The organism is Ornithinibacillus sp. 4-3 (assembly GCF_040958695.1).
GTDB lineage: Bacteria > Bacillota > Bacilli > Bacillales > Amphibacillaceae > CALAMD01.
Genome location: NZ_CP162599.1, coordinates 2,237,060 through 2,261,386 on the forward strand (window position 1 = coordinate 2,237,060; position 24,327 = coordinate 2,261,386).

26 protein-coding genes and 2 other annotated features are annotated in these 24,327 nt (G+C 34.4%); of the genes, 3 read left to right on the plus strand and 23 right to left on the minus strand.

The features are described from left to right. Positions 1–19: 19 nt before the first annotated feature. Entirely contained in the window at positions 20–757 is a 738-nt protein-coding gene (locus tag AB4Y30_RS10990) for a TrmH family RNA methyltransferase (RefSeq protein WP_368652279.1), read from the minus strand. Between the two features lie 126 nt (positions 758–883). On the opposite strand from AB4Y30_RS10990, the gene sspI reads away from it, so the two are divergent. After that, positions 884–1,105, plus strand: coding sequence for a small acid-soluble spore protein SspI (gene sspI / locus AB4Y30_RS10995; RefSeq protein WP_368652280.1), 222 nt, complete (start codon positions 884–886; stop codon positions 1,103–1,105). 109 nt (positions 1,106–1,214) lie between these two features. Continuing rightward, positions 1,215–1,895, plus strand: coding sequence for a lytic transglycosylase domain-containing protein (locus AB4Y30_RS11000; protein ID WP_368652281.1), 681 nt, complete (start codon positions 1,215–1,217; stop codon positions 1,893–1,895). Between the two features lie 45 nt (positions 1,896–1,940). Here the strand turns inward: AB4Y30_RS11000 and AB4Y30_RS11005 are convergent, their stop codons facing one another. The 9 genes from AB4Y30_RS11005 to AB4Y30_RS11045 all read right to left on the minus strand — a co-directional run bounded on the left by AB4Y30_RS11005 (position 1,941) and on the right by AB4Y30_RS11045 (position 11,090). Continuing rightward, on the minus strand, positions 1,941–3,017 hold the full coding sequence (locus tag AB4Y30_RS11005; protein ID WP_368652282.1) for a M42 family metallopeptidase: 1,077 nt from the start codon (positions 3,015–3,017) through the stop codon (positions 1,941–1,943). A 64-nt stretch (positions 3,018–3,081) separates the two neighbouring features. Next, the gene (locus tag AB4Y30_RS11010; RefSeq protein WP_368652283.1) at positions 3,082–3,570 is read right to left on the minus strand and encodes a dUTP diphosphatase; all 489 of its coding nucleotides are present in this window, start codon (positions 3,568–3,570) and stop codon (positions 3,082–3,084) included. A 64-nt stretch (positions 3,571–3,634) separates the two neighbouring features. Next, positions 3,635–4,198, minus strand: coding sequence for a TVP38/TMEM64 family protein (locus tag AB4Y30_RS11015; RefSeq protein ID WP_368652284.1), 564 nt, complete (start codon positions 4,196–4,198; stop codon positions 3,635–3,637). Between the two features lie 67 nt (positions 4,199–4,265). Next, positions 4,266–4,532, minus strand: coding sequence for a DUF1294 domain-containing protein (locus AB4Y30_RS11020; RefSeq protein ID WP_368652285.1), 267 nt, complete (start codon positions 4,530–4,532; stop codon positions 4,266–4,268). Between the two features lie 207 nt (positions 4,533–4,739). Next, positions 4,740–5,867 (minus strand): flavin-containing monooxygenase, encoded by a 1,128-nt coding sequence (locus tag AB4Y30_RS11025; RefSeq protein WP_368652286.1) that lies wholly within the window; start codon positions 5,865–5,867, stop codon positions 4,740–4,742. Continuing rightward, the gene (locus AB4Y30_RS11030) at positions 5,786–7,909 is read right to left on the minus strand and encodes a heavy metal translocating P-type ATPase (protein ID WP_368652287.1); all 2,124 of its coding nucleotides are present in this window, start codon (positions 7,907–7,909) and stop codon (positions 5,786–5,788) included. Before AB4Y30_RS11030 ends, AB4Y30_RS11025 begins: the two co-directional genes overlap by 82 nt. Beyond that, positions 7,902–8,270: an ArsR/SmtB family transcription factor gene (locus tag AB4Y30_RS11035; protein WP_368652288.1), complete on the minus strand. Its 369-nt coding sequence runs from the start codon at positions 8,268–8,270 to the stop codon at positions 7,902–7,904. The genes AB4Y30_RS11030 and AB4Y30_RS11035 overlap by 8 nt, the downstream gene beginning before the upstream one ends. 273 nt (positions 8,271–8,543) lie before the next feature. After that, positions 8,544–10,277 (minus strand): ABC transporter ATP-binding protein, encoded by a 1,734-nt coding sequence (locus tag AB4Y30_RS11040; protein WP_368652289.1) that lies wholly within the window; start codon positions 10,275–10,277, stop codon positions 8,544–8,546. Next, positions 10,278–11,090: a MerR family transcriptional regulator gene (locus AB4Y30_RS11045; RefSeq protein ID WP_368652290.1), complete on the minus strand. Its 813-nt coding sequence runs from the start codon at positions 11,088–11,090 to the stop codon at positions 10,278–10,280. A gap of 211 nt (positions 11,091–11,301) precedes the next feature. Here AB4Y30_RS11045 and AB4Y30_RS11050 point away from each other — a divergent pair, with 211 nt between their 5' ends. After that, a complete protein-coding gene (locus AB4Y30_RS11050) occupies positions 11,302–11,487 on the plus strand; it encodes a hypothetical protein (RefSeq protein ID WP_368652291.1) in 186 nt (61 codons plus the stop codon). A gap of 138 nt (positions 11,488–11,625) precedes the next feature. On the opposite strand, the gene AB4Y30_RS11055 is transcribed toward AB4Y30_RS11050, so the two are convergent. From AB4Y30_RS11055 to mutM, 13 genes are all read right to left on the minus strand, one after another. Further along, positions 11,626–12,060, minus strand: coding sequence for a VOC family protein (locus tag AB4Y30_RS11055; protein WP_368652292.1), 435 nt, complete (start codon positions 12,058–12,060; stop codon positions 11,626–11,628). Positions 12,061–12,387: 327 nt separating this feature from the next. Beyond that, a complete protein-coding gene (rplT, locus tag AB4Y30_RS11060) occupies positions 12,388–12,747 on the minus strand; it encodes a 50S ribosomal protein L20 (protein ID WP_368652293.1) in 360 nt (119 codons plus the stop codon). Positions 12,748–12,812: 65 nt separating this feature from the next. Continuing rightward, positions 12,813–13,007, minus strand: a complete 195-nt coding sequence (gene rpmI, locus AB4Y30_RS11065) for a 50S ribosomal protein L35 (RefSeq protein ID WP_368652294.1) — start codon at positions 13,005–13,007, stop codon at positions 12,813–12,815. A gap of 18 nt (positions 13,008–13,025) precedes the next feature. Further along, a complete protein-coding gene (infC, locus tag AB4Y30_RS11070; RefSeq protein ID WP_368655216.1) occupies positions 13,026–13,538 on the minus strand; it encodes a translation initiation factor IF-3 in 513 nt (170 codons plus the stop codon). Positions 13,539–13,654: 116 nt separating this feature from the next. Then, positions 13,655–13,779, minus strand: a sequence feature (ribosomal protein L20 leader region). 110 nt (positions 13,780–13,889) lie between these two features. Then, positions 13,890–15,833, minus strand: coding sequence for a threonine--tRNA ligase (gene thrS, locus AB4Y30_RS11075; RefSeq protein WP_368652295.1), 1,944 nt, complete (start codon positions 15,831–15,833; stop codon positions 13,890–13,892). Positions 15,834–15,929: 96 nt separating this feature from the next. Continuing rightward, positions 15,930–16,165: a binding site (T-box leader), on the minus strand. Between the two features lie 219 nt (positions 16,166–16,384). After that, positions 16,385–17,161 (minus strand): hypothetical protein, encoded by a 777-nt coding sequence (locus AB4Y30_RS11080; RefSeq protein WP_368652296.1) that lies wholly within the window; start codon positions 17,159–17,161, stop codon positions 16,385–16,387. Between the two features lie 423 nt (positions 17,162–17,584). Next, positions 17,585–18,406 carry a sporulation protein YtxC gene (gene ytxC, locus AB4Y30_RS11085; RefSeq protein ID WP_368652297.1) on the minus strand — a complete coding sequence of 274 codons (822 nt, stop codon included), beginning with the start codon at positions 18,404–18,406 and terminating at the stop codon, positions 17,585–17,587. Between the two features lie 115 nt (positions 18,407–18,521). Next, positions 18,522–19,469, minus strand: coding sequence for a primosomal protein DnaI (gene dnaI, locus AB4Y30_RS11090; protein ID WP_368652298.1), 948 nt, complete (start codon positions 19,467–19,469; stop codon positions 18,522–18,524). A gap of 30 nt (positions 19,470–19,499) precedes the next feature. After that, positions 19,500–20,846: a replication initiation and membrane attachment family protein gene (locus tag AB4Y30_RS11095; protein ID WP_368652299.1), complete on the minus strand. Its 1,347-nt coding sequence runs from the start codon at positions 20,844–20,846 to the stop codon at positions 19,500–19,502. A 39-nt stretch (positions 20,847–20,885) separates the two neighbouring features. Beyond that, positions 20,886–21,359, minus strand: a complete 474-nt coding sequence (nrdR, locus tag AB4Y30_RS11100) for a transcriptional regulator NrdR (RefSeq protein ID WP_368652300.1) — start codon at positions 21,357–21,359, stop codon at positions 20,886–20,888. Positions 21,360–21,653: 294 nt separating this feature from the next. Further along, on the minus strand, positions 21,654–22,661 hold the full coding sequence (locus tag AB4Y30_RS11105) for a glyceraldehyde-3-phosphate dehydrogenase (RefSeq protein WP_368652301.1): 1,008 nt from the start codon (positions 22,659–22,661) through the stop codon (positions 21,654–21,656). 160 nt (positions 22,662–22,821) lie between these two features. After that, positions 22,822–23,430 carry a dephospho-CoA kinase gene (gene coaE, locus AB4Y30_RS11110; protein WP_368652302.1) on the minus strand — a complete coding sequence of 203 codons (609 nt, stop codon included), beginning with the start codon at positions 23,428–23,430 and terminating at the stop codon, positions 22,822–22,824. A 60-nt stretch (positions 23,431–23,490) separates the two neighbouring features. Beyond that, the gene (mutM, locus tag AB4Y30_RS11115; RefSeq protein ID WP_368652303.1) at positions 23,491–24,327 is read right to left on the minus strand and encodes a DNA-formamidopyrimidine glycosylase; all 837 of its coding nucleotides are present in this window, start codon (positions 24,325–24,327) and stop codon (positions 23,491–23,493) included.

A 24,327-nucleotide genomic window follows, 5' to 3' on the forward strand; every position in this document is an offset into this window, starting at 1 on the left:
TATCAATAGGGATTGCAAGTTAATTCTTAATATAATACATCAAAATCGCTGCAGCAATGCTAACATTTAACGATTCTGCTTTCCCATAAATCGGAATTTTAACTCCTTGATCAGCTAAATTCATCACATTTGAATTGATTCCTGCACCTTCATTACCGACAATTAAAGCCGTTTTTTCAGGAACGGCTAATTCTGTATAATGAACTGCATTCTCTAAAGTTGCAGCCCAAATCGCAAAATCATTTTGCTTCAGCTTCGTAATTTCCTCCTGCAAGTCTGCTTCGATTACGGGGATATGAAATAATGATCCCTGTGTTGCACGAATGACTTTTTCATTATACATATCAACAGTACCTTTGCCTAAAATAATAGTAGCAAATCCAGCAGCATCTGCTGTACGAATGATTGTCCCTAAATTTCCCGGGTCTTGAATTTCATCCACTAGTAGAACCTGATTCCCAGTGTAAGTATGATATTTTTTCATGCTTATAACTGCCGCAATTCCTTGTGGAGTGGTAGTTTGAGCAATTGTTTTAAATACAGACTCTGTTACAATTTCCACTGGAAAATTCTCACACCAGCTTGGAAGCGGTATGTTTTCTTGAAGAATAATTTCATGAATTTGCCAATTGCTTTTCCATGCTTCTTCAACTAAGTGAAAACCTTCAATAAGAAAACTACTTGTCTTTATTCGTTCTTTTTTTGTTTTTAATTTATTCCATTGTTTTACTTTTTGATTTTGAATCGATGTAATCATCTTTTCCATCCTATTCCATATATTATTCATTCATCATACATATTTTTATATACTTCGGTCAAACTATTAGAAGATATAGCTTTATCAGCTTTTTAAAAATCTATTAATGATATTGGAGGAATAAAATTGGATTTAAATATTCGTAAAGCAATTCTTGCTAACTTGTCTACAAACGATCATGAGCAACTGGAAGCTACAATTAAGGAAGCAATTCAATCAGGTGAAGAAAAGACATTACCTGGTTTAGGCTACCTATTTGAATTAATTTGGGCTGAATCAGACACAGAGCAGAGAAAAACGATGGTTGATTCTTTAGAACAAGGAATTAAAGAACAATTAACAAGTTAATTGAAGCTTGATTAATTTACTGATGCACAGTATGATATAAGTGCGAGGAAAACCAATGTTATAGCCTTTTCTAGAGGATTCTTCAGCATTTTGAAGAAGGAGTAAACCAATGCTTGTTAAAGATTATCAATCCATTATGCAATATCAAGCAATGTCTATTTTAAATTCGAATGCAGATTCATTTTCCATGCATTCTCCTATTGTTGATCTCTCATTTCAACAAATGCTTCAAGATAAAATCAATATGGCGATATGGAAAAATCAAATAGGCGAGCATAATGAGACTCCGAACTCGCATGTTTCTTATACTCCTACACCCTTAGATTTACCAACTACTGCACCTATTCCAAGTAATCCAATTGTTATGGAGCAGTTAACTAAACAATCTCAAATAAGTTCTGGGGATGTACCAAATACCCCTTTTAATAGTATTATTCAGGAAGCCGCTACTAAATATAATATAGATGAAAAATTAATTCATTCTGTTATTAAAACAGAATCAAATTATAATCCAAATGTGAAAAGCCATGCTGGTGCTGCCGGATTAATGCAATTGATGCCAGCTACTGCAAAATATTTAGGTGTTACTAATCGATATGATAATGCACAAAATATCGATGGTGGTACAAAATATTTGCGTGAAATGCTGGATCGTTATGACAACAATATTGAGCTTGCATTAGCAGCTTATAATGCTGGTCCAGGCAATGTAAATAAATATAATGGCATTCCACCATTTAAAGAAACTCAAAACTATGTAAAAAAAGTATTGAACCAATATTATGCCTAAAAAGAACAGAGCGTATGAAATTTCATCGCTCTGTTCTTTGATATTTTAAGCTAATATAAGTCTTTTTACTGTATCATAATCTAAACGTTTAATGACTTCCACAAATAGTTTCACTGCGTTTTCAAAATCATCTCGATGCAAAATAGCAGCATGTGAGTGAATATAACGTGTTGCAATCGTAATGGAGACAGATGGTACACCATTTGCAGTAAGATGAATCGTTCCCGAATCTGTTCCACCACCTGGTATAGAGCTGTATTGATAAGGAATTTCCTTCTCATCCGCCACTTCGATAACTAAATCACGAAGTCCTTTATGAGAAATTGCAGATGCATCATACAAAATGATTTGCGGTCCTTCTCCAAGCTTGCTATCAGCCTCTTTATCTGATACACCTGGCGTATCCCCTGCTACACCAACATCAACAGCAAAGGCAATATCTGGCTTGATTGCATGTGCTGATGTACGAGCACCACGAAGTCCTACTTCTTCTTGAACAGTACCTACCCCATATACTGTATTTGGATGCTGTTCGTCTTGTAGTCGTTTCAATACCTCAATTGCAATCGCACAACCAATTCGGTTATCCCAAGCCTTAGCTAATAACATTTTTTCATTTTTTAGTGGTACAAATTCAAAATATGGCACAACTGAATCTCCTGGTCTTATCCCAAATTCTTCAGCTTCTTCCTTATTCATTGCACCCACATCAATAAACATATCTTTAATTTCCACTGTTTTATTACGTTCTTTAGCTGATAAAATATGTGGAGGCTTTGAACCAATTACACCTGTTACATTGCCTTTTCTCGTCATGATTGTTACACGTTGAGCAAGCATCACCTGACTCCACCAGCCACCAATTGTCTGGAAATAAATAAATCCATCCTTATCGATTCGAGTAACCATAAAACCAATTTCATCTAAATGCCCAGCAATCATTACTTTGGGACCATTCGCGTTACCAGTCTTTTCCGCAATTAAACTACCTAAATTATCTGTATAGACTTTATCTGCATATGGTGTAATATATTTTTCCATTACATCTCTTGCTTCTTTTTCATGTCCAGAAATTGCATTTGCATCAGTTAATGCTTTAAACATTTTTAATGTTTCATCCATACGAAATAATCCTCCTATAGTATATGTTTTCCTAATTATAACGCTATTTTATTGAATAAGAAAATTAATACCCTTGGTCCTGTCTTGCGAAATTAACTTCATTTTTTTCAACATATGCTTGCTGCACATCTTCTTCGGAAAAACCAAGCAATGCTCCAAGCTGTAAATAAGAAATCATAAGCTCATTATAGCTTGATTGATTTGGATTCTTTTGAAACTGAAGCACCTTTTCAAACACATCAAGAAACTGTTCTGTTTGCCCATTTTTAGCTTTTTCTACATATAGCCCATCAATTGTGAAACCTTTTTCAATGCCTAAGGATAATATAAAATGCACACCATCAACATATTCTTCTAAAATTACTGAGCGTTCACTACTTGCTTTGGAACTCCAAAATTTAAAGCAACGAGTTTCATTTGCTAATTCACCAAGTTCTACTAATAATGCTAAGATTTTTTTTGTAAATAAATCATCTCTTTCTGTTAGTTGCTTATTTTCCTCAATATAGGAGTCTAATTCTTTCTGCATCGCAAATAGTTTATTCCATTCCACAAGTAAAACCTCTTTCTACATTTATGTTCCTTTTAGTTTATCATATATCGGATGAATGTTTCTTTTAAATAAAAAACTCATTCCATCTGAGACGCTGTAATTTCTTTCTGTTACTAAGCATCATGAGGATTACAATCATTAGCAAAATCATGCTATAAAGGCTAAAGTGTTCATTTATGCTTTTACCTACAATTGTATAAATACATACAAAGGGTACGGTACTTAAAATCGTATTTTTTATATATTCCTTGAAGTTTCCAGACTGCTCCAAAATACAAAATGCTAATAATTGAAAATGCATAAATGGAATAAGGCGAAGCATTGTAATATACCCTACTGAGAGATGTGTATACTTACCAAATAACTTCTGCTTCATTTGAATCAATTTTTTCATTGCATTTGGATATGTGCTCATCGCTAAATAAAAGATAAAACTTGATAAGACAAAACCAATTAATGATAGTATGATTCCTGTAATTGGTCCAAAAATAACGCCTCCAGCAATACAAAGCACAATAGCTGGAATAAATAAAAATGGACGAATAATATGGATAAATATAAATAAAATGACCGCATCATAAACTTGATGATGAATGAGGTAATATAAATGCTCATGAATAGATTCCATCGCTGTCTCTCCCATCATGTAAAATCAAACCACTTTCTCTTTGATATATATGTTGGAAGATAGGCGCTTATGAGAAGTAATAATATAGAAGCAATGCTGCTTGTATCAAGAAAAGTATAGGTACACCAAGTACAAATTGCCGATGCTTCGTCTTATGACGCCATAGATACATACCTATCCACACCCCAAGAGCTCCACCAATCACGGAAAGAAACCAAAGTGAATTCTCAGAAATTCTTTGCTTGCGGCGTCTTGCTTTTTGTTTATCTATTGCCATAGTGAGCAATGCAATAAGATTGATGATAAGTAAATAAGACATTAGGATTGTATCCATTATTTCCCTCCCTGGCTTGTGCTTAGTTTTTACAAAAAAGTACAAGATATAACTGATTTATAAGGATTGGAAACAGTCACGAGCTTCATTTCACAATAATAGAATGCTTAACGAATGAATGTAAGTTTGCACTTATATTAGCACTGAATGGATCCATTGTGAATGTTAATTGATGTTAAACCACTATCTCATAACTACATTAGTTTACTATTTTACTTCCAGTTCCTGTATTTTCTGAGCTATATATTTTGCATCATCACTAACGCCATATATAAGGGCTGAACTTCTTCTACTCTGCCAACTTAACCCTATGAAATACAACCCAACTACATTCGTAACACCCAAAGCGTGTAATGGTTTGCCATGACCATTTAAAATTCCATCAATTTGTATCCATGAATAATCATTTCGATAACCAGTTGCCCATATCACATTTTGTATTTGTTTAGAAATACCATTATTAAAGAATGCCTTACCATCTTTAATTTCGCTTAACTTGCCTACAATTTTTGCATTATTTTGAACTGTTTTGTAGTCATTCCCTATTAAAGGCTCTCTTTTCCTTAACATTTTTCCTACAAAAGAATCTGGCTTTGCCTGACCAATTCGGAATGTTTCTAACCACCAAAAGAGACTTCGTCCAGCAATATTTTGAGGAAAACTTTTCATTGGTTTGCTTTGTGATAGTATAACTTGATGTGTTTTACTCAATTCCGCAGCAATTTGAACACCCGTATTACCAGCACCTACGATTAACACATTCCCATTTGGTATTTGAGAAGGGTTCCGATATTTAGAAGCATGGATTGCAAAGCTTGCTGTGCCATCATGAATATTTGGAACAAAAGGAGTATAAAAAGCACCAGTAGCAATAACTATTTGTTTAGCTTTATACGTTTTATTTTGAGTGATGACTAAAAACTGTTGTTTCTCATTCTGGGTTAATTTGACGACCTTTTGCTGATAAATTATGGGCAATTCATTATGTATTATGAAAGTAGATAAATAATCTGCAATTTCATTTTTATCTGGAAATCCTTTTGGATCACCTTTTAAATGAAAACCATGTAATTGACTGTAGCTTCTGGGAGTAAATAAACGTAATGAATCATAACGATTTCGCCAAGACATACCAGATTGTTCATTCTCATCAAGAATGACGAAAGGAATGCTTTTTCGTTTTAGTGAAAATCCCATAGCTAAACCAGCTTGCCCGCCACCAATTATTATTACATCATATGCCATAGAATTTCTCATTTCTTTATCCTCAATAATCGTAAACTGTTTAATGTCACAAGTAATGTCGCTCCCATATCTGCAAATATCGCTATCCACAATGTTAACCACCCAGGAACGACTAACAGTAAAGCAATAGCTTTAATACCCAGAGAGAAGATAATATTCTGCTTGATAATCATTAATGCTTTTCGGCTTAACTGAACAGTATATGGTAGCTTATTCAAATCATCCGACATAAGAGCAATATCTGCTGTTTCTAGGGCTGTATCAGTTCCTGCGCCGCCCATGGCTACTCCAACCGTAGAAGCTGCAAGTGCTGGAGCATCATTTACACCATCACCAATCATTGCTACATTTTGATGTTTTTCTCGAAATTCTTTAATGTAAGTCAACTTATCTTCTGGCAATAAATCCGCTTTAACATCCGTAACCCCAACTTGTTGACCAATTGCTTTTGCAGTTCGTTGGTTATCACCTGTCAGCATGACTGTTTCGATACCAAGTTGTTTTAATTTACTTATGACTGCTTTGGATGATCCTCTTACTTCATCTGCAACTGCAATAAATGCAAGGATCTCTGTTTCTGTTCCTAAAATCATCACCGTTTTTCCTGCCGTTTGTAAATCGATAATCGTTTCTTTTTGTTTATTACTTATTTGATTATGCAATCCTTCAAAAAGACTTGGGCTTCCAACATAATATATTTCATGATTTATCCTTGCTTTAACGCCCTTTCCTGTAATCGATTGAAATTCTTTCATAGATATATTGTTGAAATGTAATCCTTTTTCTTCCACCTTTCTTATAATAGCGGAGGCAAGAGGGTGTTGTGAGCCTTTTTCAATTGCTGCTGTAATAATCAATAGTTCGTCTTCGCTTCTGCTATACGTTACAATATCTGTGACAGAAGGGACGCCTTTTGTTAATGTTCCTGTTTTATCAAAAGCAATGGCTTTAAGATTTCCCGTTTCTTCTAAGTAGACACCACCTTTAATTAACACACCATTTTTAGCAGCATTTCCAATGGCAGTCACTACAGCAACGGGAGTAGAAATAACCAAGGCACAAGGACAACCAACTACAAGTGCAGCTAGACCTTGATAAACCCATGTACTCCAATCCCCACCAATAATTAATGGGGGGATAACAGCAATCAACATAGCTAAAATGACAATAGCCGGAGTATAGTATTTAGCAAATTTATCAACAAATGTTTGAGAAGGTGCTCGTTCTGCTTGCGCTTCCTCTACAAGGTAGATAATTTTTGAAAGCGTGGTATCTTCCACTCTCTTTGTTACTCTAACCTCCAGCAAGCCTTCTTCATTTAATGTTCCAGCAAAAACTTCATCATCTATTGTTTTTGTAATAGGAACACTTTCACCTGTAATGGCAGCTTGGTTTAAGGTAGAGGTTCCTTTAAAAACTGTTCCATCCATCGCTAATTTCTGACCAGGTTTTACAATCATAATATCGCCAATTTGAATATCTTCCACATGGATACTCATTTCTTGATTTTCTCGACGAATTAAGGCTTCTTTTGGTGCAATATCCATTAAGGACTCGATGGATTGACGAGCTTTATCCATGGAATAACGCTCCAATGCTTCACTAATGGCAAAAAGGATAACAACCGTCGCCCCTTCTAACCATTCGCCTATGATAGCTGCCCCAATAATCGCAATGGTCATTAGTGTATTCATATCGAATTGTAATCTAATGAGATTTCTAAGACCTTTAATAAAGAGTGTGTAACCACCAATTAGAATAGACGTTGCATACCCAATAGTCACAAAGATATGAGCTTCTTCTATTTGTTTTCCTAAAAACCAACTAACCAGGAGTAATAGAGCTGAAATATAGACCTTTATATTCTCTTTTTGTTTCCAAAAAGGTGGATAATCTACTTTTTGTTCTTTTTCACCTCGCACCTTTAAATTTTCAAATGCTCCTGCTCTTTCTAGTTCCTCAATGGTTGTTCTCCCTTTTACATAAATTTTTGAAGCTCCAAAATTTACTTCAGCGTTTTCCACACCTTGTATTTTCTTTACATTATTTTCAAAAGTCTTTGCACAACTTGCACAACTAAAACCTTGTACACGATAAGTTTTTATTTCTTCTTTCGAAAGTGATTCAGACATTTACTTTCGCTTCTTTCTGATGGATTAACGTAATAGAAATTAGTTGCTTAATATGATCATCATCCAAGGAATAAAAAGCAAGTTTTCCTTCCTTTCGGTACTTCACAATTTTTTGTTTATGAAGTGTTCGTAAATGGTGAGAGGCAGTTGCGACAGATGATCCTATAATATTTGCAATGTCACATACACATAACTCATCATCTATACATAAGGCGTAAGATATTTTTGTTCTATTTTCATCTGCAAGTACTTTGAATAATTGAGAAACACGAGATAAATCTTCATTTTGTAATTCTTCTTGTATCCGATTAACTTTTTCCTCATCATAACAGTAAACTTCACACATATCTTTTTTTACCAAATTGATCACTCCACCTTTGTTCAAATACTCATTTGAATATATATTATATTATTCCCTTCATACATTCAAGTTTACATTTGAATATAATATGATTAGCTCTTTATGATTTTCCAATTTTCAAACGTATTTAGACCTGGTAATACTAACAACAAGCATAAACTACTTTCCTTATCATCATGCATATAATGAAATAGTGACTTTAAAAATAAGAAATAAAAAAAGATTGCTTTTACGCAATCTTTTTTACTCTGCATCAGTTTTATTTGATTTGATTTATGTCAACTGTTGTTCAGCAAACGAACGATACAGCTCATGTGATTTTATTAATTCCTGATGTGTTCCTTTTCCAGTGATTTCTCCATTTTCAATAAAGATTATTTGGTCTGCATCAATAATCGTTGCTAAACGATGGGCAATCACAAATGTCGTTCTTCCTTCCATCAATCGCTGTAAGGCTTTTTGTACAACCTGCTCTGATTGGCTGTCAAGACTAGCTGTTGCTTCATCCAGCAATAAAATCTTCGGATCGCGCAAGAAAGCTCTAGCAATATTAATACGCTGTCGCTGTCCACCTGATAATTTCGTGCCTCGCTCGCCGACTTGGGTATTCATTCCATTTGGTAGCTCTTTAATAAACTGCGCAGCATAAGCCATTTCCGCTACTGCCCAAAGCTTTTCATCCGCAATTTCATCCGCATTTTCTAATCCATATGTCAAATTATCACGAATAGTTCCAGACATCATCGAGCTCTCTTGTGATACATATCCGAGTTGAGAACGCCAAGATGCCAAGGAAATATCTTGGATTGATTCACCGCCAAGTAAAATAACACCTTCATTCGGCTCATAATAACGTTCAATCAAGCCAAATACTGTGGTTTTCCCACCGCCGCTTGGCCCAGCAAATGCGACCATTTCTCCGGGCGCAGCAGAAAATGATATCTTATTTAAAACCCGTTCTCCCTCTTCATAAGAAAAGCTAACTTCTTTAAATTCTAATGGTAGGTCACCAATTTGTTTTTCAGATCCAGGCAATACCTCTTCCTCTTCTTCTTGCAAAATTTCTGAAATCCTTTCCGTAGCCCCTTTTGCTTTTTGTAATTCCGTAAAGAACATTGCAAATGTTGTAATAGGAAAGACGATTTGAAATAAATATAAAAGAAACGCAACAAGTGATCCAGTCGTCATGGTCCCTTGTTCTACACGGATACCACCATAACCAATAATCATGACAATAACAAGCATTACAATCATATACATAAATGGTGCAATAACAGAGAAAATTTTCGCCTCTTTCAAGCCTGTCTGCAATAGCTTGAAAATCCCCTGCAAGCCACGCTTCTCTTCCTTCTGCTCTGCTGTAGAAGATTTCATTAATCTAATTTCACTAACTGTCTGTTGAATTTCCCCTTGGAAATTAGCCGTCTGATCCTGAAGACTGCGGGATACTTTGGCCATTCGATTTCCTAGTGGTAGCATTACAGCCAATGTAATTGGAACAGCAATAAACATAATTAATGTCATTTTCCAATCCATGAAAAGGAGAATAATAACTGCTCCAATAATAGAAATCAGACCGGAAATAAACTGTGGGAAATGCTGAGAAACCAAATCCTTTACAATCCCCGTATCATTAATAACACGACTAACAGACTCCCCACTTGGCTGCTTTTGGAAATAAGGAACCGGAAGGCGGATCAGCTTTTTCCATAAAATTTCTCTCAGCCTTGCAACAACCTTCTGCCCAACATAAGCAAGTGCATAAGCTGATAACCCATCTACTAAAGCATGTGCAATAAATACACCAATAATTAGAGCAATAAAACGCCAGTCTAAATCAGCGATGGAAAATCCGTCTACTAGCTCTCTTGTTAAAAGTGGAATCGTAAGTCCCACTAGTGTGGTCAGTATACTTCCTATTAAACCTAATATTAAAACAAGCTTCGGAATTCTTGTGGATAGTAAAAGCTTCATAAAATTACTTGATGATTGTTTTGATGATTCCATTTAATCCTCTCCTTCTTCCTCATCCCATAATGGACCCATATAATTTGTTGTTACTTGCTCAAGCCATGCTTCTTCCTCTTCTGTGATCGGAGTTGGAACAAGACGCTCAATTTCTTCAACATATGCTTCTAGCCTTTGTTCATTCGCTTTGTCCTCAATATCCAAGGAAAAAATCTCTGTTAATTCTTTCAAAGAATCCATATCTACAACTTCCAGGATAAGTTGGAAAAAATCATCTAACATTTGTTTAACATCTGGGTCATCTGCAGGCTTCCCACAATGCTCCTTGACCTGCTTATAAAATGCTAATATTTTCTGTTCAAAGAGCATCTTTTCCTCAGGTGCCTGCGGGAACATTTTCTTTATAATTTCATCCTTAATAATTCCTTTTGATAGCTCCTCCTGCTTCTTCTCATTTTGCATACTAGCCAGTAAGCTGATGAGCACAGCTTGATCCACTTCTTTTTCATTTTCTAAAAGATACACTGTTCGTTGAATAGCCTCTAAAGCAATATCAATCTGTTCCTTATCTTTGATTAACTTTGATTCCTGTAACCTTAACGTATCAATAAAGCTTAGATCAAAGGTATCTGGTTGCATATATTTCTTGATATCATCCAAGCTCATCCCTAAAAATTTCATAGTCATAATCTTATGTAACTGAATCATATCTTCTTTTTCATAAACACGATGCCCTGTATGTTCATCGCGTTTTGGATTTAATATATTTTTCTCATCATAATAATGCAATGTCCTTACAGATACACCTGTAGATTTGGCAAATTCACTAATGGAAAATGTCTCCTTTTTCATTTCCGTCTCAAATCTCCTCTCAATTAATAACTTTATCATATCACCTCACGTTACGTTAGGTGCAAGAGGATTTTTTTATTTTTACTTGCTTTAACATAAATGGTTATCCAAAATGGGTTGTCTCTTGTACATAAAAAAATATACTAAATGAAAGAGTAGGGAATGATGAACAAAATTACTTTAGCAAGGAATTACTTGCAAGAAGAGCAGGATGAAAAAATTTAGTGGTACTAGACAAGCATTTGCTAAGCGAGAAAACGGAGAATCTCTTCCAGATATGATTAACTGCAATGCTATCGCTACATTATTTGCTATTTCTTTGGATCAATTACTTTATCATGATGGAGAAATAAGTGAATTTCCTATCCTGTCAAAGAGAAAGTACTTGATTATGTAAAAGTGCCAAAGGAGGCTATCGACATAATCATCATGCAGAAAGGAGATACTCAGTATTTTCTATATGTTTAATCAAAGATAGACACCCCATTTTTTGAAGTGTCTGCTCATTGCATATTCAAATTCATATATCAATCTTCTAAAAATCAATTACTAACATATCATTTTCATCAAACTTCCAATCACCGCCAGAAGCAACTTCCCAATAGTAGCCATCAGGATCTCGAAAGTAACCACTATATCCGCCCCAATCAACTATTTGTGGCTCTTTGACAATGACTCCACCAACCTCTTTTACACGTAACATTAAGTCGTCTACTTCTTGCTTTGATTTCATATTGCAGGCTAATGTGATACCAGAAAACTTATTAGAATTAATTTCTGGTGGGTTATCTGCATTGATGTCTTTTGCTAATTCTTCGATTGGATATAGTTCTAATTTACTTCCTTGATTATTAAAAAATACGATAGGTGCATCATTTTTTGCCAAAGTTTGAAAACCAATACTTTTGTAAAATGATAGTGACTTTTCTAAATTAGAAACGCCTAAACAAATTAAATTTATCCTGTTCATAACAAAGCTCCTTTTGTAGCCCATTTATTTAAGCATACCATAAAATGAAGATGTATAAGATTTAGGATAAATAGGTACCTCAACTTTTAAAGTGTCTACATTTGTATATTCATTTTTTTGTTGTAAGAATCTATGTTTCTTCACTTTAGAGAAATTCGCCGTATCTCAGATCATTCATAATTAGTTATTTCGTGATTAATAGTTTGTTCAATTCTTGAAACAAAAGTGATAATTGCAGCATTTATACAGATAATTTGATTCCCACTTCATTTTTACAAACAAAAAAGAACCAAACCAATAATTGATTTGATCCTTTTATAGAATAAATTAGTTGTTTAATGCAGTTTTTGCTTGGTCAACGATTTGAGCAAATGCTTTTTCATCAGAAATAGCAAGCTCAGCAAGCATTTTACGGTTAACTTCAATACCTGCTAATTTTAATCCGTGCATCAATTTGCTGTAAGAAATATCATTGATACGCGCTGCAGCATTAATTCTTGAAATCCATAATTTACGGAAATCACGCTTTTTACGTCTGCGGTCACGATAAGCATATTGACCAGATTTAATTACTTGTTGTTTAGCTGTTTTGAATAGTGTATGTTTTGAACCATAGTAACCTTTAGCTAATTTTAAAATACGTTTACGACGTTGACGCGTAACCGTTCCACCTTTAACACGTGCCATATTTTTTTCCTCCTAGTTGTAACTCTTTTCGATTTTCAATATTTATGTTTCCAAATACGATCCTATTATCTAGGAAGCATTGTATCAATACGTCTTTGATCTCCTGCTGAAACAAGTGAAGATTTACGTAATTTACGCTTTTGCTTTTGAGACTTGTTAGCAAATAAGTGACTTGTATATGCATGAGAACGTTTTAATTTACCTGAGCCAGTTCTTTTAAAACGCTTTTGAGTACCTTTATGTGTTTTCATCTTTGACATAATTAAAAAACCTCCAATTTATTTGTTGCTACTGTCTGTTGAAGGCCCAAGCATCATAAACATGTTACGACCTTCCATTTTAGCTTTAGACTCAACAACTGCGATGTCTTTAACTTCTTCAGCTAAACGATCTAAAACTTCTCTACCTAAATCTTTATGCGTAATTGCACGTCCGCGGAAACGAACTGATGCTTTTACTTTGTCACCATTTGTTAGAAACTTTCTTGCATTTCTAAGCTTCGTATTGAAGTCATGGTCACCGATTCCAGGTGTGAAGCGAACTTCTTTTACTTGGATCGTCTTTTGCTTCTTCCGTGCTTCTTGCTCTTTCTTCTGTTGTTCATATCTGAACTTACCATAGTCCATAATACGACATACAGGGGGCTTTGCACCTGGAGCAACTAATACTAAGTCTAGATTACGAGTATTCGCAATCTCAAGTGCCTCTTGACGAGATTTCACTCCTAGTTGATCACCATTTGAGTCAATCAAACGAACTTCTTTTGCACGGATTTTTTCATTAACATTCATATCTTTGCTAATATCCATCCACCTCCAAATATTTCTTCTTACATTGTAAAAAGCTAATATTGATCTGTCACGGACAAGCATATGGTTAGAAAATGCAAGAAACATTTTCATACATTGCCATAAAAAAAGTGCGGGCATCAACACCCACACGTCTCCAATAGTCTAAATTAGAATCCTTGGAACCAGCCAACTGCCTAAGAAGCGTTGGACAGGTGAGAAGCGGGCGCTCCTACTTGTCTAAGATCATTTTAAGTTAACTACTATATATTAGCAAAGGCTAGAAAACTTGTCAATAGCTTATTTACTGTTTTCTAGCCATGCTGCATTAAGAATCATATTACTTTACTTGAATTATTGTAATAATGTTTTATTATTTACTTCTTCTTGAACAAGCTCAATAAATGCTTCTACAGAAAGTGTTTCTGTTTCATTTTTTCCATAACGACGAATATTTACTTCATTTGCTTCCACTTCTTTATCCCCTAGTACAAGAGTAAATGGAATTTTTTGTGTTTGTGTTTCACGAATCTTATAGCCTAGTTTTTCTTCACGCTTGTCTATTTCTACACGGATACCTGCTCTTATTAATTGCTCTGCTAAGTCTTCGGCATAAGCCATATGTGCTTCTAATGAAACAGGAATAGCTTTCACCTGAACAGGAGCCAACCATACTGGGAATGCACCTTTGTATTCTTCAAGTAAAAATGCAACAAAACGTTCCATTGTAGAAACTACACCGCGGTGAATAACAACTGGACGATGTTCTTTACCATCTTCACCAATATATGTTAGATCAAAACGCTCTGGCAAGAGTACATCAATTTGTACAGTAGATAATGTTTCGTCTTTACCTAATGCTGTTTTCACTTGAACATCTAGTTTAGGGCCATAAAATGCTGCTTCTCCTTCAGCTTCTACATAATCTAAGTTCATATCCTCCATTGTTTCTTTTAGAAGGCTTTGAGTTTTCTCCCACATCTCATCATTATCAATATACTTCTCTTTATCCTCTGGATCACGATAAGATAGACGGAAATAATAATCATCGATGCCGAAATCTTTATATACATTCTGAACTAACTCTACCACTCGAATAAACTCATCCTTTAATTGATCAGGACGGGCAAAAATATGTGCATCATTTAATGTCATCGCACGTACACGTTGTAGTCCAGCTAATGCACCTGACATTTCATAACGATGCATTGTACCAAGCTCAGCAATACGAACTGGTAAATTACGATAGCTCCATAGCTGATTTTTAAAGACCATCATATGGTGTGGACAGTTCATTGGACGAAGCACTAATTCTTCATTATCCATTTGCATTGTTGGGAACATATCATCTTCATAATGATCTAAATGCCCGCTTGTTTTGTATAAATCAACATTAGCTAAAACAGGTGTATACACATGGCTATAGCCTAATCTTTCCTCTAGGTCAACGATATAACGTTCAATCTGACGACGAATTGTAGCACCTTTTGGTAACCATATTGGTAAACCTTGCCCTACCTTTTGATTAATTGTAAAGATTTCAAGCTCCTTGCCAAGCTTACGATGATCGCGTTCTTTACGATCTTCTAAAATCTGTAAATACTCCTCTAATTGGCTTTGCTTTTCAAAAGCAGTACCATATATACGTTGCAATTGTTTGTTATTGCTATCTCCACGCCAATATGCGCCAGAAATACTTAATAATTTAAATGCTTTAATTTTACTTGTAGATGGAACATGAACTCCACGACATAAATCAAAGAACTCTCCCTGTTGATAAATAGTCACTTGCTCATCCTCTGGAATCGCCTCAATTAATTCAAGCTTTAAGTCGTCTCCAATTTCCTTAAACATACGAATTGCTTCTTCACGAGAAACTTCTATGCGCTTAATCTCTAGATTTTCATCGACAATACGTTTCATTTCTTTTTCAATTTTCGGAAGGTCTTCAGGTGTAATAGATTGATCTAAATCAATATCATAATAGAACCCTTCTTCAATAGTTGGACCAACACCGAAGCTAACATCCTTATATAAACGCTTAATTGCCTGAGCTAGAAGATGTGCAGTAGAATGGCGCATAATATCAATACCTTCAGGTGATTTGGATGTAATAATTTCGATTTTTCCACCTTCTGTTAATTCACGCTTTAAATCTACAAGATTACCGTCTAATTTAATTGCTAATGCTTGCTTCTTCAAGCCTGAAGAAATAGATCCTGCGATTTCTTCACCTGTAGTACCTTGAGGAAACTCCTTTGCTGCTCCATCTGGAAAAACAATTGTAATTTGGCTCATTTGTTTACACTACCCCTTTTTTGTATGTAGTTTAACTTAGCTACATTTATTTTTTAAAAAAGCAAAAAACTCGTCCGACTATGCAAGTTAATATTGCATAGGGACGAGTTATATTTCATTCGTGGTTCCACCCTAATTTCCCTAAAACATCATAATAGATGCCTCATGGCTTCATTCATTCTTAACGCAGAGTTGGCGCTTCTACCTACTATCATTTCAATAGAAGAGTTCAAAGGTGGTAATTCTTGTACGTAAATGGGAAGCTCACAGCCAAAGACTTCCTTCTCTGATAAATACAGATACAAAAATCATGTCCTTTTCATCACTTTTAATATATATGATTCTTTTGATACAGAATATTATATCCCTTTTATTATAAAATGCAACTATAATTTTACATGTTTTATAAAAATACTTCAAGAATCGTCTTATCACCTGACAAATAATTCGTTATTACAGGAATAGCAACCTGATACTATTCTTATACACTCCCCTAGGAAGACTATCCCTGTCAGCTTCTAGTCAATCTGTTTGAAAAATAAGCCTAATAGCTATTGACGAATTCTACATAAAATCAAACCATAAAATGACAAAATAACTAAAGGTAAATGTAGTACACCCATCCACCAATTTGGAGTTTGAAAACCACACCACGTCAATATGTTCATTATCCCAATCACTAATCCGGTAAAGGAAACAATAGAAAGTGTAGGTATGTGCATGTCTTTTGAGAAGAGTAACATTACTCCAATTATTACAGGCGTAATCATATAATAAGTTACTCCAGCCTCATTCATAAGCATTGATAGTTCAAATGAAGGTACAGCTATATTTTGTTCATTCACCGCATAAGGCATTAAAATTGCCAAGAGCATTGGTGCTAGTACCCATAATCTTTTAATCTCAAAACTATCTCGATTAAATACCGTTTTTTGTTTAATTACATCATACATACAAGCAGTTGCAGCTATTAAAATGATTATAGTGTTACCGATTAACCAAACAAATCCATATTCCTCCGTAAAAGACATATTTTGAAATACTCCAACGATAATTAAAATAAACGAATAATATCCTAAAAACAAACGTGTGAATCGTCGCGGGTTTACAAAAATAATAGCTGCTGCAAATAATAATAATAGCTTTGCGATCGGTAGAAAAAAGTTTATATTTGTGATAAGTGGCTGACTCATAATATGTCCAATTACTTCTGTTGTTTCAATCGTTTCATATGGAAGCTGTGAATAAGGCGGGATGAAAAATAAAATTAGTACGATAGCCTTAAACCTTACACTCTGCGCAAAAGGTTCTATTGTATTATTTTGCATATCACCGCTCCCTTTCCCTTTACAGTCATATTGTAGTTTATAAACACCTTAGCAATACGTTAGTTGAGCGATTAGCTCCCACTATATTATAGATTTTAAAAAGAAATACGTTACTAACTTTTTCATTTGATTTCGAGAAAAGAACAAGTTTGAATTTAAGTAAATTAAACTGATTAGTTATGATTGCAACATCTCTATTCATATATCTGCAACCATTCTAAAAAGCGAATCTTCCCCATCTACTTCATTGAGATTGGAGATGATTCGCTTAATTAGTTAAATACTGACATATTGATTTAGTCTTCTTCGATTTCGTTTTTTCACCAAGGGAAATTTTAATATCTTAAACAATGAAGATAGGACCAAGACATTCTTTGAGCTAAAGAATCCTTAAAATTAATTCAACCGAAAAATCTAAATTTCTTAATTTAGGACAAAAGGAAAATGAGATAATGGCTTAAAAGTTACTTTTTCCAAAAAAATATTAATAACTGTCAATGTTTTGGCTTCACTAGGATTTTCACCATAAATGAATATCTTCTCAGGAGACATTGCCAGTAAAGGAGCAAGGTTCATTTCATTCTCATCTAATCCTACAATATAAAGTGGTTCAGCCTGCATCATCGTATGTAATTCCTTATATGTAAGCTTATTACCACTTTCTGTAAAAAAAGTAAATGGATCTCCTTGTACCACATGAATTTGTGGCATCTTTGCACCTTGAGAGGCAGCGAACTTTCGGACTGCTTCAATGAATGTTTGATGATCTTCTTCCATCTTAAACTCATCAATTGCTTTTCCAATTAATTCGATAAATACCTCTTGGCAAGATTGTACACGGAAGGCAAGAAAAGAATGGAAATAAATAGTATCCATTTCCAATAGTTGTGGATAAAAAAGCTTTTTTAGAAAAGGGTTATCATTAGATGTGCTTACCATTTCCTGTTCAAATAATGAATTGGCAATAGTGACAATTCGTTGTACTTCTTCCTCATCCGTATAATAAAAATGACGACGAATTATTTTTTCTAAGATTACTGGTAAATAATGCGTAATAAATACGTGAATAAATGCCTGCATTACATCATTGACAATAGCTTGGTTCTCTTTTGGGTAAAATAATTGGAGTCTTTCGGTATGGTTATCGTCTGTCTGCCACTGTAATTCTTGAGTTTCTACTATGTGAAGCAAATTTACTTCAAAACACTTTCTTTCTTTTTCAGAGTTAAAATAAATATCTAACAATACGCACCATCCTTCTTCCATATAAACTGCTATATTATATGGAGAAATTGATGCAAAAAGAACAAAAGTGTCTGTGTTAACTTTCGCTCAAAAAAAGCAGAGTGGCAATTACATGCTACTCTGCTCCATCTTCATTTCGATAATTATCTCCTAAGAGATGAATTTCTTTACTAACTTTTTTAATTCGTTCAATAATTCTTCCTGCTTTCACTGTTTCCGTACCGCCACGCGAGGTTTCAGCCAGTTTCTTTTCTAATTCCTTCACACTGTAATTCGATGTAAAAAATACTGGAAGTCCTTCCATCATACGATATTGTAAAATCGATCCTAGAATTTCATCTCGAAACCAGGCGGATTGTGTTTCTGCCCCGATATCATCTAACATTAAGGCATCAGCAGTTTTATAATAATTTATTTTTGCATTTAATGTATCATTATTTATCGCTTCACGCATCTCACGTACAAACTCGGGCATATAGATTAGCCTAGAGGAATAATGCAAATCCTTTAAGCGATTCGCAATCACACCTAAAATATATGTTTTTCCAACACCGAATGGTCCATACAAATACATGCCCTTCTCTGGCAATGTACCAGTTTTAGCTTTTTCAATAAATGCAACAAGCTCGGGGATTACTTTAAGACGCTCAGGTGTTTGATAAATATTCTCCATCTTTGCATGTAAAACTTCTTTAGGGATCGCTAGACTATCTACCAATTGTTGTTGTGATTTCAATTGTTCATCTGCAATTTTATTTTGGCATTTTTGGTACGTCAGATGAATATCATTATTTTGTACATACAAAACAGGATAATAACCTGATAATATATTTTTGCACGTACCAAGAGAACTACATGCCTCACAATTATGAGTTTGTGACATATACTCATATAGCTTATTCATATTTCTTTGAATTACTTTATCTGAAAGCTCCGGATGCTCCGCTAAAAAGGTTTGAATATGCGGATTATTGAACACCAACTGTTTTAATTTTTCATATTGCTCGGCAAAATTTTTGTTCTCACGCATCCATTTTTTTAATGATGTATTAATTGGTTCCATTCATATCCACCTTCATACGTGCATAATTTATTAATCCTTTGAAGCTCTTTCTAAAATAGCCGCCATCTCTTTTAATTCTTTTTCTATTTCTGGATTATTAGTTTTCGTTTCTTTCTTTTCTTTCTTTTCACGATTTTTAAACCATTCTGGAACAACTTCCGTGCTATTTGAAACAGATTTTCGAGTAGTAGTTCGCTTCTTGGGATTACGAGATTTAGCAATTTCTTGTTTAGCAAAATTCATTGCTTCCCTAGCTGTTGTCAAATGCGCTCGTGACCAGTGACTTGCTATTGTTTCGATATATGATTTGGATAAGCGCATATTTGATTGTAATAAAACATAATGAATTAATACATTCATGACAGGTGCTGGTAAGCCTTGATTTACCATAACCTCTCGAATAAGCTTTAAATCCTGTTCGGAAGCATAATTCCCACTAGACATATCCTCTAATAATTGTTTAGGTGATATCAATTCTAAATTTTGAATGAGCTGCTCTTCCTTAGTTGGAGCTTGAGTGAATTTTTTATTTTCCACCGGTTGTTTCTCCATCATTTTTGTTTCTAAACGAATTGGATTAGCTGGCTGTTTCATCAGATATAAATCATGACAAGCGTTTTTAAATTCTTCTTTATTCAATGTGTTTTCATCTGTTAATGCCCATAAAATTGCTTTTTCCATATCCTGATTTGTAAGCCCGTATAAATGCAATAGCTGTGTCATCAATCGTTTATTCTCAGCAGTTAAAACTTGATTAACTGGAATCATACGCTGAGTTAGCATTTGTGCTAACCATGTATAATCAACTTGCTCTAGATCGAGATTCACCGTCTTTTCTGGCCTAGTCATGGCTTCTTGTTCAGGTTTCGGTGTAGATGACGGTTGGAAGGTTTGAAAGACCCGATCAAATGATGCAGTTATATCCGTACCCCTTGATTCAGAAGAAGGTAGCTGAAAATACTTTTGTAAACTCAAATATTTTTCCTTACCAATATGATGATAAAGCAGTTCAGAAAGCATTCCATCCTCGAAAAACTGCCTTGGTGAGAATGGACTGTTTAACTTATAAGTATATACCGTATGTTTATCTGTCTCTGATTTTTGTGTGCGTAATAAGCCAATTCCTTCTAATTTTAATCTCGCTTGATAAATATCAATTAATGGGAGATTTAAATAATTCATCAATGTATGATGTGTTTGTGTGGAATGATGATTCAATTCACTCTCATGTAAAAGCGTTTGATATAAAGATACTGCATATATTCCAATTAATGGTTGGTACAGATGGGTTAAAGAAATGGAATAATTCATGGATAAATCATCATGTAATATTACTTCATATCCGTCCACTGGCAGTAATTTACCAATAAAATTCATTATCCATTCCCCTTTCTTGTCGATCTATCACAATAGCGTTTATTCTGTTGTACCTTTTCTATCTGTTTCAATTAAATCTTTTAATTCATCTAGAAATACAGATATATCTTTAAATTGGCGATAGACCGATGCAAATCTAACATAAGCTACATCATCAACTTTTGCTAGTAAATCCATAACCATTTCGCCAATTTCATTACTCTCAATTTCTGAACGACCAATATTACGTATTTTTTTCTCAACATCCAAAGCAATAGCTTCGATTTTTTCTAATGGTACAGGGCGTTTTTCACATGCTTTAATTAGACCACGAATTAGTTTTTCTCTACTGTACTCTTGTCTTGCACCATCTTTTTTCACAACAATCAACGGAGCTTCTTCCATTCTTTCAAATGTTGTAAAACGAAATCCGCATTTTTCACATTCTCTTCTTCTTCGAATGGATCTACCATCTTCAATTGGACGAGAATCTAATACTTTTGAACTTTTATTTTGACAATTGGAACACTTCATATGCGCAACTCCATTTCCTTATTTCACGTTCTGTTTTTCATCTATGTGTTATATTTAATTATTGATTTTAATTCACACTGGTTTCGGCGATATATATTATTTACCTATTAATTCTAACATGTTCTGTCAAAATGAGCGAAGGAAAAATATATAAGCATGGTTTAGCTTGATATGTTTATAGAGAAGAATCGTTAGTGTATTTAGATACTAAAACTTCTACTACATATTTTACCAATGACAACAAAAAAGGCTACCATCTTAAGAAATGGCAACCTTTTTCAGATAAGTATAATATTAGAAATGTTTTCCAACATATTTAGCTAAATCAATTACACGATTTGAGTAACCCCACTCATTATCATACCAAGCAATTACTTTTACTTTGTTTTCGCCCATTACTGTTGTCGTTAAACCATCAATAATAGCTGAATAATTAGATGTTGTGTAATCAATTGACACTAATGGTTCTAAGCTGAAGTCAATAATTCCTTTTAATTCATTTTCTGCAGCTTGTTTGAATGCTTCATTTACTTCTTCTTTTGTTACAGATTTCTCTAGATCAACAACTAAATCTACTAAAGAAACGTTTGGTGTAGGAACGCGAAGTGCCATACCATCTAATTTACCTTCTAATTCAGGTAACACTAATGATAACGCCCTTGCTGCTCCTGTAGAAGTCGGTACAATAGATAAAGAACACGCTCTTGCACGACGTAAATCTTTATGCGGGTTATCTAAGTTGTTTTGATCTGATGTGAATGCATGTACTGTTGTCATCAAACCATTTTTAATTGTAAACTTGTCATTAAGAACTTTAGCTACTGGAGCTAGGCAGTTTGTTGTACAAGATGCATTAGAAATTACATGGTCATTCTCATGATCATATACTTCTTCATTAACACCTACAACAATTGTTTTATCAACATTGCTTCCTGGCGCAGTTAAAAGAACTTTTTTAGCTCCTGCTTCTAAATGAGCACTAGCCTTTTCTTTTGAATTGAATTTACCAGTTGCCTCAAGAACTACATCAATCTCTAGTTCTTTCCATGGCAGTTGTTTAGGATCACGATTACTAGTAATAATTACTTTTTTACCGTTCACTTCTAAAGCATTTTCTAACGGCTTCACTTCTCCAGCAAATTTACCATGCACACTATCATACTTGATTAAATGTGCTAAAGTTTCAGACGGATATGTTGCATTTACAGCAACAACCTCTAATGTATCATCTTCAACTGCTTGACGAAATACCATACGGCCAATACGACCTAATCCATTAATTGCAACACGGATTTTACTCATAAAATAATCCTCCTACTATATATGTTACACTCATAAGTAACTTCCAATAAGTAGTATAACATATTCATATTCTATTTTGCTTCAATAATTATACTGTTTTGTATAAATTATTGCTATTTTGATAGAAATTGTCTTTATTTTTTCATAAATACGCCAAGTTTCATGCTTTACTAAAAGCATTCCATTGATGAAGAAGATCCTTTAATTGTTTGAAGCTATGTTCTACAGATTCATTATTATCAATAATTGCATCTGCTAGGGCTGCCTTTTCTTTTAAAGGCATTTGCGATTTCATTCGAGCAACAGCTTCTTCTTCTGTATAGTTATCTCTTTCCATTAATCTTTGCTTCTGAATCATTTCATCTACGTACACAACAATTGTTTTTTCGACAAAATGGGTTAAGTCATTTTCAAAAAGAAGCGGGATATCCATCACCACACAGGACGCTCCATCTGCAAGATAATCATCTCTTCTAGCAACCATTTCTTTACGAATTGCTGGATGCACAATTTGGTTTAAATTCTTTCTTTTCTCTGCATCATTAAAAATAATTGCACCTAATTTTTTTCGGTCTAGTGTAAGATCAGCCTGTAAAATATCTTCACCAAAGGCTTTAATAATTTCTTCATATGGATCCTGGCCTGGTTCTACTACTTCTCTTGCAATAACATCTGCATCCACCACAGGAATATTAAATTCTTTAAACATCTGGGCTACTGTGCTTTTTCCACTAGCTATCCCACCTGTTAAACCAATGACTAATGCCAAGTTTGTTCACCTACTATCACATTTGCCTTGATGTATTTACTAAAAATCACCAAAGCTGATTTACATTGCTTTTAAAGGCTGACAAGCACTACAAATATGAGTACCTCGACCACCAACTTTGAATTTTTCAATTGGGGTTCCGCATTTTTTACAAGGTTGATTTTCTTGTCCATACACATGCAAAGCCTCTTGAAATGCTCCTATCTCACCTTCTAAATTGATATAAGAACGAATAGTTGTTCCACCTTGTTTAACAGCTTGTTGCAATGTTTCAATAGCTTGTATCATAATATCTTTTACTTCTTTTTCTGTTAATTGCTTAGCAGGTCGTAATGGGTGTACGCCTGCTTTAAATAATGTCTCATCTACATAAATATTTCCTAATCCAGCCACAATGGTTTGATCTAGTAGTACAGCTTTTATCGCTCTTTCTGTGCGTTGTAATTTGCTGTAAAAATCTACAAAATTGAATTCTGACTCCAATGGATCAGGACCTAGTTGGACTAATGGACGCTCTAATAACTCCTGTCCTTTTGCAAATACATGCATGGTTCCAAATTTCCGTACATCATTATATCTTAGCTCTGTTCCATCTGTGAAAGAAAAAACAACATGTGTATGTTTATCCATTGGCACATCTTTATCAGTCAAGCTATATTTCCCTTCCATTCGCAGATGGGAAATAAGCATATCCTGATCAAGTTCAAAAAGTAGGAATTTTCCTTTGCGATAAACATCGTGAATCGTTTGTCCAACTAGTCTGAGCTTAAAGGCTTCTACATCATCTGGCTCTTTAATAATTTTAGGCCAATAAACATCCACTTGAGCAATCTTTTTTGACGATACTAGTTGTCTTAACATATTTTTAATGGTTTCTACTTCTGGTAATTCTGGCAT